This is a genomic window from Kitasatospora sp. NPDC057223, from assembly GCF_042669755.1.
Taxonomy (GTDB): Bacteria; Actinomycetota; Actinomycetes; order Streptomycetales; family Streptomycetaceae; genus Kitasatospora.
Genome location: NZ_JBHUWW010000017.1, coordinates 21,627 through 35,119, shown reverse-complemented (window position 1 = coordinate 35,119; position 13,493 = coordinate 21,627). Strand labels below are relative to the sequence as shown.

At 71.9% G+C, this 13,493-nt stretch carries 10 protein-coding genes; all 10 read left to right on the top strand.

Annotated features, from left to right (window positions below; genetic code table 11):
• Window positions 1-22: 22 nt before the first annotated feature.
• The 10 genes from ACFUK0_RS09570 to ACFUK0_RS09525 all read left to right on the top strand — a co-directional run bounded on the left by ACFUK0_RS09570 (window position 23) and on the right by ACFUK0_RS09525 (window position 13,125).
• Complete coding sequence (locus tag ACFUK0_RS09570; protein WP_380247940.1) at window positions 23-1,975, top strand: discoidin domain-containing protein; 1,953 nt, start codon at window positions 23-25, stop codon at window positions 1,973-1,975.
• Between the two features lie 218 nt (window positions 1,976-2,193).
• Window positions 2,194-4,158 (top strand): RICIN domain-containing protein, encoded by a 1,965-nt coding sequence (locus ACFUK0_RS09565; RefSeq protein WP_380247938.1) that lies wholly within the window; start codon window positions 2,194-2,196, stop codon window positions 4,156-4,158.
• Window positions 4,159-4,328: 170 nt separating this feature from the next.
• Entirely contained in the window at window positions 4,329-6,020 is a 1,692-nt protein-coding gene (locus ACFUK0_RS09560; RefSeq protein WP_380247936.1) for an ABC transporter substrate-binding protein, read from the top strand.
• Window positions 6,021-6,123: 103 nt separating this feature from the next.
• A complete protein-coding gene (locus ACFUK0_RS09555) occupies window positions 6,124-7,209 on the top strand; it encodes an ABC transporter ATP-binding protein (RefSeq protein ID WP_380247935.1) in 1,086 nt (361 codons plus the stop codon).
• Window positions 7,206-8,186 carry an ABC transporter permease gene (locus ACFUK0_RS09550; protein ID WP_380247933.1) on the top strand — a complete coding sequence of 327 codons (981 nt, stop codon included), beginning with the start codon at window positions 7,206-7,208 and terminating at the stop codon, window positions 8,184-8,186. Before ACFUK0_RS09555 ends, ACFUK0_RS09550 begins: the two co-directional genes overlap by 4 nt.
• Before the next feature lie 2 nt (window positions 8,187-8,188).
• Window positions 8,189-9,202 (top strand): ABC transporter permease, encoded by a 1,014-nt coding sequence (locus tag ACFUK0_RS09545; RefSeq protein ID WP_380247931.1) that lies wholly within the window; start codon window positions 8,189-8,191, stop codon window positions 9,200-9,202.
• The gene (locus ACFUK0_RS09540) at window positions 9,199-10,185 is read left to right on the top strand and encodes an ABC transporter ATP-binding protein (protein WP_380247929.1); all 987 of its coding nucleotides are present in this window, start codon (window positions 9,199-9,201) and stop codon (window positions 10,183-10,185) included. Before ACFUK0_RS09545 ends, ACFUK0_RS09540 begins: the two co-directional genes overlap by 4 nt.
• A 41-nt stretch (window positions 10,186-10,226) precedes the next feature.
• Window positions 10,227-11,648 (top strand): GH1 family beta-glucosidase, encoded by a 1,422-nt coding sequence (locus tag ACFUK0_RS09535; RefSeq protein WP_380247927.1) that lies wholly within the window; start codon window positions 10,227-10,229, stop codon window positions 11,646-11,648.
• Window positions 11,649-11,735: 87 nt separating this feature from the next.
• Window positions 11,736-12,524, top strand: coding sequence for an alpha/beta hydrolase family protein (locus tag ACFUK0_RS09530; protein ID WP_380247925.1), 789 nt, complete (start codon window positions 11,736-11,738; stop codon window positions 12,522-12,524).
• Window positions 12,525-12,687: 163 nt separating this feature from the next.
• Window positions 12,688-13,125 (top strand): glutaredoxin domain-containing protein, encoded by a 438-nt coding sequence (locus ACFUK0_RS09525; RefSeq protein WP_380247924.1) that lies wholly within the window; start codon window positions 12,688-12,690, stop codon window positions 13,123-13,125.
• Window positions 13,126-13,493: the final 368 nt, after the last annotated feature.

The following is a 13,493-nucleotide window of genomic DNA, read 5'->3' as shown; positions in this document are numbered from 1 at the left end:
GCACTCCATCTTCGAGGAAGCCATGAACAGACGTGCCCTCGGCGCGGCGATAGCCTCCACCGTCGCCCTGAGCCTGGCCTGCACCACCGGCGTCCAGGTCGCCTTCGCAGCACCCGGCCAAGGCCCCGGACATCGGAGCGTCCCCCGCGCCGACGTGTGGGTGACCACGCCCGACCGCTCCGAACTGCTGCACCAGCGAGAGCCGGTGGCCTTCCACAGTGGCGCCTCCGACCTGACCACGATCACGGTCGATCCGGACCGGACGTACCAGAGCATGGACGGCTTCGGCGCCGCGCTCACCGACTCCTCGGCGGCCGTGCTCGCCGGCCTGCCCACCCAGGCCCGTAACGACGCCATGCGCAAGCTGTTCGACCCCCGGCAGGGCATCGGCGTCAGCTTCCTGCGCCAGCCCGTCGGATCGTCCGACTTCACGGCGGAGGCGGAGCACTACACCTACGACGACGTCCCGGCCGGGCAGACCGACTTCGAACTCCGGCACTTCAGCATCGCCCACGACGAGTTGCTGATCCTCCCGCTGCTGCGCCAGGCCAAGCGCCTCAACCCGGACCTCACGGTGATGGCGACGCCGTGGAGCCCGCCCGCGTGGATGAAGACCGGTGACTCGCTGGTCGGCGGCCGCCTCAAGGACGACCCCGCCGTCTACCAGGCCTACGCCCGCTACCTGGTGAAGTTCGTCCAGGCCTACGCCGCCGCCGGCGTGCCCGTCGACTACCTGACCGTCCAGAACGAGCCGCAGAACCGAAAGCCCGGCGGCTACCCCGGCACCGACCTGACGGCCGGACAGGAGGCCAAGGTCATCGCGGCGCTCGGCCCCCTGCTGAAGAAGGCCAGCCCCCGCACCAAGATCCTCGGCTACGACCACAACTGGTCCACCCACCCGGACGACGTCGCCACGACCCCGCCCGGCCAGAGCCCCGAGACCGACTACCCGTACGAGATCCTCGACAGCGACGCCGCGAAGTGGGTCGCCGGCACCGCTTACCACTGCTACTCGGGCGACCCGAGCGCCCAGAGCGCCCTGCACAACGCCCACCCCGACAAGGGCATCTGGTTCACCGAGTGCTCCGGCTCCCACGGCGCGAGCGACACCCCCGAACAGGTCTTCCGCGGCACCCTCACCTGGCACGCCCGCACCATCACGGTGGGCACCACCCGCAACTGGGCCAAGTCCGTCGCCAACTGGAACATCGCACTGGACTCCGCCGGCGGCCCCCACAACGGCGGCTGCGACACCTGCACCGGCCTCGTGACCGTGCAGGCGGACGGAACCGTCACCACCGACGCCGAGTACTACACCATCGGCCACCTGTCCAAGTTCGTGAAGCCCGGCGCGGTGCGTGTCGCCAGCACCAACTTCGGCACCACCGGCTGGAACGGGCAGCTCACCGACGTCGCCTTCCGCAACCCGGACGGCTCCACCGCCCTCGTCGTCCACAACGAGAACGACAACCCCCGTACCTTCGCCGTCGCCGTCGGCGACCAGACCTTCGAGTACTCGCTGCCCGGCGGCGCGCTCGCCACCTTCACCTGGCCGAAGTCCGGCGCCCTGAAGACCCCGGGGCGCGAGATCCCGCTCGACGGCGCCACCGCCACGGCGCAGCCCGGCGCTGCCGGTGCGAGCCTGGCCGTCGACGCCGACGCCTCCACCCGGTGGTCCAGCGGCGCGGCGCAGGTGCCCGGCCAGTACCTCCAGGTCGACCTCGGCCGCACCACCCGCTTCGACGAGGTCGCCGTCGACAGCGGCGACAACCTCGGCGACTTCGCCCGCGGCTGGAAGCTCTCCGCCAGCGAGGACGGCACCACCTGGCACGACCTCCGCAGCGGCGCCGGCACCGGACAGCTCACCACCGTCAGCGTTCCCGGCACCCGCGCCCGCTACCTGCGCGTGACCAGCACGGCGAGCACCGGCGCCTGGTGGAGCCTCGCCGACATCCGGCTCTACCGCACCCGCTGACCGACCGGCCCCCGTACGGCGCGTGGCCGCCGCGCCGTGTCCCGGGACGGGGCGTCGCCCCGTACGGCGCCCCGTCCCGGGCCCGATCACACCCCAGAAGCACCCTCAGCGCACCCCCGAACCACCCCCATCGCACCCCGATCGCACCCGCTCCCCACCCGCCGGGCCGCTTCGGCATGCCCGGATCCGACCGCCCCCACCCCGTCAGGAGCCGCAGCATGCACGCCACGCACCGCTCCCGCACCACCCGCACCACCCGCACCAGGCTTGCCGCCGCCACGGCCGCCCTCGCTCTCGCCGGCGCCGGGCTGGTCACCGTCGGCACCACCGCGCACGCCGCCGACACCACCGCCCAGGTGTGGATCACCACCGCCGACGGGTCCAGCAGGCTCGCCCGGGGCGGTGACGCCGCGTTCTCCTTCACCAGCCCGCAGAGCACCGACATCGCGGTCAACGCCGGCGACGTCCAGCAGCCCCTGGTCGGCTTCGGCGCCTCATTCACCGAGTCCGCCGCCCACCTCGTCGCCGGCCTGCCCCAGGCCACCCGCACCAACCTGATGAACGACCTGTTCAACACCGGCAGCGGCATCGGCCTGGACTACCTGCGCCAGCCGCTCGGCGCCTCCGACTTCGTCGCCCAGCTGCCCTTCTACTCCTACGAGGACACCAAGGGCTCCTTCGGCATCGCCCGCGACCAGCAGGAGATCCTGCCCGCGATCAACCAGGCCCGGGCGATCAACCCCGCCATCCGCATCATGGGCACCCCGTGGTCCGCGCCCGCCTGGATGAAGGACAGCAACTCCCTCAACGGCGGCAGCCTCAAGGCGGAGAACTACGGCGCCTACGCCGACTACCTGGTCAAGGCCATCCAGGCCTACCAGAGCGCCGGCGCACCCATCACCGACCTCACGGTCGCGAACGAGCCCGAGTTCCAGACGAGTTACCCCTCGATGGGGATGACCGCCACCCAGCAGGCCGACTTCATCAAGGTCCTCGACGGCAGGCTGACCGCCGCCGGCCTGCCCACCAACGTCTTCGCGTACGACCACAACTGGGACCACCCCAACTTCCCGCTCACCGTCCTCGCCCAGGACAGCGGCGTAGCCCGCCTCAAGGGCGCGGCCTTCCACTGCTACGGCGGCCAGCCCGAGGCCGAGCAGCAGGTCGCGAGCACCGGCAAGGCCGTCCTGTTCACCGAGTGCTCCGGCACCGACTCGGCGAACAAGGCCAACACCTTCGCCGACACCCTCAAGTGGCAGACCGAGAACCTGGTCATCCGCAACCTGCGCTCCGGCGGCCAGAGCGTCGTCCTGTGGAACATGGCGCTCGACGCCAACGGCGGCCCGCAGTACGGCGGTTGCGCCACGAACTGCAACGGCGTCGTCGAGATCGCGAACGGCACCTACAGCAAGAACGCCGAGTACTACCTCCTCGGCCACATCGCCAAGTTCGCCCAGCCCGGCGCGCGCCGCATCGGCTCCACCAGCCAGGGCACCGGCGGCCTGCAGAACGTCGCCTTCCTCAACCCGGACGGCTCGCGCGGAGACGTCGTGCTGAACGCCACCTCGTCCGGCCAGCACTTCTCGGTCAGCGAGAACGGCCGCTCCCTGGCCTACGACCTCCCGGCCGGCGCCGTCGCCACCTTCACCTGGCCCGGCACCCCCACCAGCACCCCCAGCCCGACCGCGAGCCCCAGCGTCAGTCCCAGCGCCAGCCCGAGTCCGTCGGCGAGCCCCACCGGCAGCGGCCCGATCAGCACCTCCGCCTGGTACACCCTCGCCAACGTGAACTCCGGCAAGTGCGTGGACGACGCCGGCACCGCCAACGGCAGTGCCGTCCAGCAGTGGGCCTGCGGCTCGGGCGCCAACCAGCAGTGGCAGTTCACCGCCACCGACAGCGGCTACTACCGCGTCACCAACCGGGGCTCCTCCGCCCAGGCCCTCGACGTCACCGGTGTCTCGACCGCCGACGGTGCCAAGATCCAGACCTGGCAGTACGGCGGCGGTGCCAACCAGCAGTTCAAGCCCACGCAGCGGGCCGACGGCAGCTACACCCTGGTCGCCCGCAACAGCGGCAAGTGCCTCGACGTGACCGACGTGTCCACGGCCGACGGCGCACGCCTCCAGCAGTGGTCCTGCACCGGCGGCCCCGCCCAGTCCTTCCGCCTCACCGCCACCGGCTGAGCCGGCCCCCGTACGGCTGGTCCGTGGACGCGCGCGGTGGCCGGTCCACGGCCGGCCACCGCGCCCCCGAACCTCCCTGCACCCCCTGCACCCCCTGCACCCCCTGCACTTCCTGAACCGACTGCCTTCCTGCACCCACTCCGCGTCCTGCGGAACCCCGAGGAGAAGCGATGCCCTTCCTGACCCCCTCCAGAAGACACCGTGCCCTGGCGGCCGCCACCATCACCGCACTGTCGCTCGGACTGCTGACCGCCTGCGGCGCCGGCACCGGCACCGGTTCGTCGAAGGCTGCCGCCGCCACCGTCCTCAACGTCGGTATGCCGCAGGGCGCCACCATGAAGAACAACAACAACCCGCTGCTGCCGACCTCCTCCGCGGCCCAGCTCGGCTACCGCTACATGATCTACGAGCCGATCGCGATGTGGAACCAGGTCAAGCCCGCCGAGACCCCCAAGCCCTGGCTGGCCGACAGGATCGAGTGGTCCGACAACTACCGCAAGCTCACCCTCACCGCCCGTGCCGGCGTGAAGTTCTCCGACGGCACCCCGATGACCGCCGACGACCTCGCCTACGCCTTCCAGCTGATGAAGGACCACAAGGCCCTCAACAGCAGCGCCCTGCCGATCGACAGCGCCACCGTCCAGGGCGACCAGGCCGTCATCACCTTCACCAGCTCCCAGTACGTCCGCCAGGCCTCCGTACTCAGCACCCTCGTCGTGCCCAAGCACCTGTGGTCCACCCTCGCCGACCCCACCACCGACACCGTCGAGAAGCCGGTCGGGACGGGCCCCTACACCCTGAAGTCCTTCACCCCGCAGACCGTCACCCTGACCGCCCGCACCGGCTACTGGCAGGACGCGCCCAAGGTCACCGAGCTGCGCTACACCACCTACAGCGGCAACGACGCGATCACCGGCGCCCTGGCCGGCGGCGCCCTGGAGTGGACCTACGCCTTCCTGCCCGACGCGAAGAAGCTGTACCAGGACAAGGATCCCGAGCACAACAAGCTCTGGTTCCCGCCGAACCTCTCCGCCGACGGTCTGTGGATCAACACCACCAACAAGCCCTTCGACAACCCCGTGCTGCGCCGCGCGATGTCGACGGTGATCAACCGCGAGGACATCTTCAACCTCGCCTCGGCCGGCTACTTCAAGCCCGCGGTCGACTCCGTGACCGGCCTGCCGACCCCGGCCGGCGACGCCTTCATCGCCCCCGCCTACAAGGACAGCAAGGCCACCGGCGACGCCGCCACCGCCAAGAAGCTCCTCACCGACAACGGCTTCACCTTCAGCGGCACCGACCTCGTCGACCCGTCCGGCAAACCCGTCGCCCTCACCCTGACCGACCCGGCCGGCTGGGGCGACTACCAGACCGCGCTCACCATCATCGCCGACAACCTCAAGGCCATCGGCATCAAGGCCACCATCGACAAGGCCGACCAGAACGCCTGGGAGACCAACATCGCCTCCGGAAACTTCGAGGCCGCGATGCGCTGGTCGAACGGCGGTGCCACCCCGTACGACTTCTACAAGGACGTCATGGACGGCGCCGCCCTCAAGCCCGTCGGCCAGGCCGCCACCGGCAACTACGGCCGCTTCGACAGCCCCGAGGCCACCAGGGCGCTGGAGGAGTACGCCAACGCCGCCGACGACGCCTCCCGCACCGCCGCCATGGCCACCCTGCAGAAGATCTTCGCCGAACAGACCCCGATGATCCCCACCTCGGCCGGCAACCTCGGCGCCGAGTACTCCACCAGGCACTGGACCGGCTGGCCCGACGCGAGCAACCCCTACGCCCCGGTCCAGCCCACCCAGACGACCGCCCTCGACGTCGTGCTGCACCTCAAGCCCGCCGGCCACTGAGCCACCCGGCCGGCCCATCCTCGTCCCGGCAGTCGCGCAGCCTTCCCGCCACCGCCTGCCGGGGCGAGGCCGACATCCCCTCCCCGAACGGAAAGCACGGTCCATGGCGTCGAACCAGAGCAGCACAGCACCTCCCGCCGGGGTGGTGCTGGAGGCCGAAGGCCTCACCAAACACTTCCCCGTCCCGCGCCGGGGCCGAGCGATCCTCTCCCGCACCGCGCAGGCCGTCCACGCCGTCGACGACGTCGACCTGACCCTGCGCCGCGGCACCGTCACCGCCCTGGTCGGCGAGTCCGGCTCCGGCAAGTCCACGGTCGCCCGCCTCCTGGCGCAGCTGCACCCGCGCACCGCCGGCGACATCCGCCTGGACGGCGTCAGCACCACCGTCCGCGGCGGACGGCCGTTCCGCAGCTACGTCCGCGACGTCCAGATGATCTTCCAGGACCCGTTCGGCTCCCTCAACCCCGTCCACACCATCCGCCACCACCTCACCCGCGCGCTGCGCATCCACCACCGCGCCGGCCGTGGCAAGGACGGCCTCCGGCGGGCCCTGGAGGAACTCCTCGGCCGGGTGCACCTCACCCCCGCCGACGCCTACCTCGACAAGTACCCGCACGAGCTGTCCGGCGGGCAGCGCCAGCGCGTGGCCATCGCCCGCGCCCTCGCCGCCGACCCGAAGGTGCTGCTGGCCGACGAGCCGGTCTCGATGCTCGACGTGTCCATCCGCCTCGGCATCCTCAACCTGCTGCGCGACCTGAAGGAACGCCTCGACCTGGCGGTCCTCTACATCACCCACGACATCGCCTCCGCCCGGTACTTCGCCGACGAGACGGTGGTGATGTACGCCGGGCGGATGGTCGAGGGCGGCGACAGCGAGTCCGTCACCCAGCGCCCCGCCCACCCCTACACCCGGCTCCTGATCGCGGCCGCTCCCGACCCCGAGCGCATCACCGCCGCCGAGGCCGGGGCCGGCGAGGAGGACGGGGACGGGGACACCGGGGAGCCGCCCAGCCTCGTCGCCCCGCCGCCCGGCTGCCGCTTCGGCCCCCGTTGCCCCGCCGCCATGGCGCGCTGCCGCACCGACCTGCCGCCGCGCATCGAACTCCCCGACGCACCCGGCCACTGGGCCGCCTGCTGGCTCTACGACGCCGGAACCGTCGCCGCCGCCCCGCCGGAGGCCACGTCGTGAAGTACCTGCTGCAGCGCCTCGGCTTCTACGCCTTCACCGCCTGGGCCGCCATCACCATCAACTTCTTCATCCCCCGCCTCACGCCCGGTGACCCGGTGCAGTCCCTGATGAACCAGTTCCAGGGGCAGCTGGACCCGCAGGCCGTCCAGTCCCTGACGGTGCTCTTCGGCCTGGACGAGCACCAGGGCCTGTGGGAGCAGTACCTGGCCTACTGGGGCCAGCTCGCCCACGGTGATCTGGGAATCTCCTTCAAGTCGTTCCCCACGCCCGTCTCGGAGGTGATCGGGCAGACCCTGCCCTGGACGATCGGCCTGGTCGGCGCCACCACCGTCCTCGCGTTCCTCGCGGGCACCCTGATCGGGGTGTTCGCCGGCTGGCGGCGCGGCTCCTGGGCGGACGCCCTGCTGCCCGCCACCACCTTCCTCGCCTCGATCCCGTACTTCTGGCTGGCGCTGGTCGCGATCGCCTTCCTCACCGGGCCGGGCAGCTTCCTGCCGTCCTCCGGGGGCTACGAGCCGGGCCTGGTACCCGGCTGGAGCGGTGCCTTCATCGCCAGCGCGGCCGGGCACTCGCTGCTGCCCGCCGCCACGATCCTGGTCTCCTCGGTGGCCGGCTGGATCCTCGGCATGCGCAACATGATGGTCACCGTCACCGCCGAGGACTACATCACCGTCGCCCACGCCAAGGGCCTCTCCGGGCGCCGCGTCATGCTCTCCTACGCCGCCCGCAACGCCCTGCTGCCCAGCGTCTCGGGCTTCGGCATGGCCCTCGGCCTGGTCGTCGGCGGCACCTTCCTCGTCGAGGTCGTCTTCTCCTACCCCGGCGTCGGCCTCGAACTCGTCCAGGCGATCGGCGTCAAGGACTACCCGCTGATGCAGGGCGTGTTCCTCGTCATCACCCTCGCCGTGCTGGCCGCCAACCTGCTCGCCGACCTCGCCTACCTGGCACTCGACCCGCGCACCCGCAAGGAGGGCTGATCATGTCCAACACCAAGACCCGCCTCGGGGCCGCGCTGCTGGGCGTCTTCGTCCTCGTCGCCGTCATCGGACCGTGGATCGCCCCCCACGACCCGGACGCCCGCAGCGCCGACCTCCTCCAGGGCCCGTCCGGCAGCCACTGGCTGGGCACCACCCACCTCGGGCAGGACGTCTTCAGCCAGCTCCTGGTCGGCACCCGCAGCATCATGCTGGTCGGCCTCATCGCCGGCACGATCGCCACCGTGCTCGCCGTCCTGGTCGGCGTCACCTCCGGCTACCTGGCCGGCCCGGCGGGTGAGGGCCTCTCCGCCCTGTCCAACGTCTTCCTGGTCATCCCCGCACTCCCGATGATCATCATCATCGCCTCCGTGCTCCCGCAGACCGGCGACTGGGTCGTCGCCCTCGTCATCGGCCTCGTCTCCTGGGCCTGGGGCGCCCGCATCCTGCGCGCCCAGGCCCTCTCACTGCGCCGGCGCGACTTCGTCACCGCCGCCAGGGCCACCGGCGAGTCCACCTGGCGGATCGTCACCTTCGAGATCCTGCCCAACCTCACCGCCATCATCGCCTCCTCCTTCATCAGCACCATGATGTACGCGGTCATGACCGAGATCTCCCTCGCCTTCATCGGCATCCCCGGCATGTCCCCCTGGAACTGGGGCGTCATCCTCTACTGGGCCCAGACCCAGCAGGCCCTCGGCCTCGGCGCCTGGTGGTGGTTCGTCCCGGCCGGCCTCGCCATCGCCCTCCTCGGCACCGCCCTGTCCCTCGTCAACTTCGGCATCGACGAGATCGTCAACCCCCGGCTGCGCACAGCCGGCCGCGACCTGAGGACCCCCGACGGCCGCGTCCGGGTACGCCCCGGTTTCACCCCGGTCGTCCGCACCGGGCCCACACCACGGCCGCCGCAGGGCACGGAGGGCACCACCCCGGTGGCCGCGGACACCACCGGCGCCGCGCCCGCCGCGGGCAGCGGCTTCGTCGCGCCCCTGCCCGTGATGAAAGGCACCCACCGATGAACAAGCCGATCCTTGAGATCAAGGGCCTCAACGTCGACTACGGGTACGGCCCGGGCGCCGTCCGCGCCGTCCACGACGTCGACCTCACCCTCGACGCGGGTGAAGTCCTCGGCCTCGCGGGGGAGAGCGGCAGCGGCAAGTCGACCCTGGCCTACGGGCTGACCCGGTTGCTGCCGTCCCCGGGCGTCATCACCGGCGGCGAGGTGCTGTACCACCCCGAGACCGGGCCGCCGGCCGACATCCTCGCCATGACGCCCGCCGAACTCCGGGCCTTCCGGTGGGCGCAGACCTCCATCGTGTTCCAGGGCGCGATGAACTCCCTCAACCCCGTCCACACCGTCGCCACCCAGATCACCGACGTCATCAGGGCCCACGAACCCGGAACCACCCGGGCCGGGCGCCTCGGACGCGCCCGCGACCTCCTGCGCCTGGTCGGCATCGCCGCCGACCGGCTCGACAGCTACCCGCACCAGCTCTCCGGCGGCATGCGCCAACGCGTCATGATCGCCATGGCGCTCGCCCTGCGCCCCAGGATCGTCATCATGGACGAGCCCACCACCGCACTCGACGTGGTGATGCAACGTCAGATCCTGCGCCAACTGGTGAAGCTCCGCGACGAACTGGCCTTCTCCGTCGTCTTCATCACCCACGACCTCTCGCTGCTGGTCGAGTTCTCCGACCGGATCGCCATCATGTACGGCGGCAGGATCGTCGAGCAGGCCCCCGCCAAGGCCCTGTACCGGGACGCGCTCCACCCCTACAGCGACGGCCTGCTGCACTCCTTCCCCGCCCTGCACGGGCCGCGCCGCGAACTCACCGGCATCCCCGGGTCGCCGCCCGACCTGCGGGCGATGCCCGCCGGGTGCCCGTTCACCCCGCGCTGCCCGAGCGCCATGGACGCCTGCACCGTGGCGCCCGAGCTGGTCGTCCCGCAGGGCAGGCAGGGCCGCAGCGTTGCCTGCCACCTTCATCCCGCCGTCTGAACACCCACCCTCGGCCCCTGATCGCGAAAGCAGATTCCGACATGTCACTGGACCTACCCGCCCGTCCCGCGCTCGCGCGCCACGACGCCCTGATCGCCGGCCTGCCCGCCGGGTTCCGCTGGGGGGTGGCGACCTCGGCGTACCAGATCGAGGGCGCCGTCGCCGAGGACGGCCGCACGCCGTCGATCTGGGACACCCTGTGCCGGGTACCGGGCGCCATCGACAACGGGGACACCGGTGACGCGGCCTGCGACCACTACCACCGGATGCCCGCAGACGTTGCCCTGATCCGCGAGCTCGGCCTGGACACCTACCGGTTCTCCGTCGCCTGGCCGCGCGTCCAGCCGCACGGCCGGGGCCCCGCCAACCCGGCCGGCCTCGCCTTCTACGACCGTCTCGTCGACGAGCTCCTCGGCCAGGGCATCACCCCCTGGCTGACCCTCTACCACTGGGACCTCCCACAGGAGCTGGAGGACGCCGGCGGCTGGCCCGCCCGCGACACCGCCTACCGTTTCGCGGACTACGCCGAGCTGGTGCACGACCGCCTCGGCGACCGCGTCGAACACTGGACGACCTTCAACGAGCCGTGGTGCTCGGCGGTGCTGGGCTACGTCGAGGGCGTGCACGCGCCGGGCCGGCGGAACTTCGCCGACGGTGTCGCCGCCGTGCACCACCTGCACCTGGCACACGGCCTCGCCGCGCAGCGCCTGCGCGCCGCCGCCAGGGGGCCGCTCGACCTCGCCGTCACCCACATCCTGGGCAACACGATCCCGGCGACCGAATCCGACCTGGACCGTGAGGCCGCCCGACGCGCCGACGCGCTCGGCTTCCGGTTCTACCTCGACCCGGTCCTGCGGGGCTCCTACCCCGAGGACCTCGTGGCCGACCTCGCCGCCCGTGGCGTGGAGATCCCCGTGCAGGACGGCGACCTGGAGATCATCTCCACCCCGATCGACACCCTCGGCGTCAACTACTACCGCTCCTTCAAGGCCTCCGGCACCGCCGAGGACGGCTCCACCACCACCCCCGACGGCCTGCCCGTCACCCGGGGCCTGCCCGTCGGCGGCCTGCCCACCACCCACCTCGACTGGGAGGTCATGCCGCACGACCTCGCCGACCTCCTCACCCGGATCGCCCGCGACTACCCGGGCATCCCGCTGGTGGTCACCGAGAACGGCGCCGCCTACGACGACCGGCCCGACGCCGACGGCTTCGTCGCCGACGCCGACCGCACCGAGTACCTCGCCTCCCACCTCGCGGCCGTCGCCGAGGCCCGCTCACGCGGCGCCGACGTGCGCGGCTACTTCGCCTGGTCGCTGCTCGACAACTTCGAATGGGCCTACGGCTACGACAAGCGGTTCGGCATCGTCCGCGTCGACTACGAGACCCAGGCACGCACCCCCAAGCAGAGCGCCCTGTGGCTGCGCGACACCATCGCCGCCCACCGCACCCGCCACGCCTGAACCACCGCCACCACCCGACACCCCGGGGCCCGGCCACCCGGGGTGTCGGAGTACGGGCGCCGGGCCGACACGACGGAGGAGGGGTCCGTGCAGACGACCCTGTCGATCACACGATCACGGCACGACCCCGGTACCCCCGACACTTTTGCGCCCGCCGTGCTCGTCCTGCCCGGTGACGTCCACGGCGGGACCGCACGAACCGACCACGCACCCGCGGTCGAGGCCCTCACCCGGCACGGACTCCACACCTTCACCCTCAAGCCGCCCGGCACCCCGAGCCGCCACCCAGACCTGCTCAACCACGCCCAGTACCTCCTGGACTCCATCAGGGCGGGCCACCACGGAGGCCCCGTCGACCCGGCGCGCGTCGCCGTGCTCGGTTTCGGGGACGGCGGCCACCTCGCAGCCCTCCTCGCCGCCGGGCCCCGCCCGCCCGACCTCTGCATCCTGCACGGCCCGCTGATCTCCCTCACCCACCACCCCGACCCGGGACGCGCCGAACGCATCCTCGGCCGTCACCGGTCCGGCGCCGAACGCCGCGCCCTCAGCGCCGAGAACCTCGTCCACGACCGCACCCCGCCCACCCTCCTCTGGCACCCCGCCGACTCCACCGTCACCCCGGTCGCCCACTCCCTGCGCTACGCCCAGGAACTCGCGCGCTGCGTCATCGACTTCGAGCTCCACATCACGCCGACCGACCACCCCGGCGATGCCCACCCGGGCGATGCCCACACCGACTGGCCGGCCGTCTGCACGCGATGGCTCACCCGCCACGGCTGGGCCCCGCAGACAGCCGCCGCACCATCGCCCGCCCGGCCCGGGCCGGCGGATCCTCGTGCTCCCCGCCCCGCGCAGCCGAGAGCGCCCAGCGGCTGACCTGCACCGTGACGACTACCGACAGCGCGATCACACTGGCCGTACGCCTGCCCCGTACCTCTACCCGCCCGCACTGTCGCCCGGGTGATGGGGTGCAGGCGCGCGAGTCCACCCGTTCCGGACCGGAGCGCGCAGGGCCGCACAAACGGTAGCCTGCGTCACTATGACGCGCGCCTGGATCCTGCCCACATCGTTGGTCGCCGGCGGCTCACTCCTCGCGGCCATGGTGGCGATCAGGCAGTCCTGGGGCGTTGCCGGAGCCATCTTTCTGATGTTCGTCCTGCTCGCCGGGCTGCACTCGCCGCTGGCCTTCCCCCGGTCGATCGGTGCCCTTGAGGCAGAGCGCCGGAGCGCGGTCGACGGCCGGCCGATCGTCTACTGGCGGGCGGGCTGCAAGTACTGCCTGCGTCTGCGGATCCGGTTGGGCCGCAGCGCCCGCCAGGTGCACTGGGTCGACATCTGGAGCGATCCGGAGGGGGCGGCGAAGGTGAGAGCGGCCAACGACGGCAACGAGACCGTGCCCACCGTCGTGGTGGCGGGCCAGGACCATGTCAACCCGGATCCGCGGTGGGTGCGCGAGCAGATCAGCTCGTCCCGGTGACAGGTCGTGGATCGGCCGCTCTGCCTGCGTAACCGCGACGATGCCAGGGTGGGGGTGCGGAGCTTCGGCGACGCCTGGGCCCGATCCCGCCGCCGGCCGGCTACCCCGCTCGGGCTGGGGCAGCCGTGTCCGTCGGAGCCCGGGGGCGGCCGGTCAGCGGCGGACCGCACCGGTGTCGACCGTGACCCGTTGCGCCCGCTCGGCCGTGACGGTACGGGCACGGCCTCCTCTGGGGTCGACAGGTGTCGGTATGCCAGGTTTGCCGTCTTGATGCGGGGTCAGACGTTCCAGTGGGCAGCGCCCCGTTCCGGATGGCGAACCCCCTGAGCCGTCCGGGAAATCCGTGGCTCAGACCCGGCCGCCGCAGG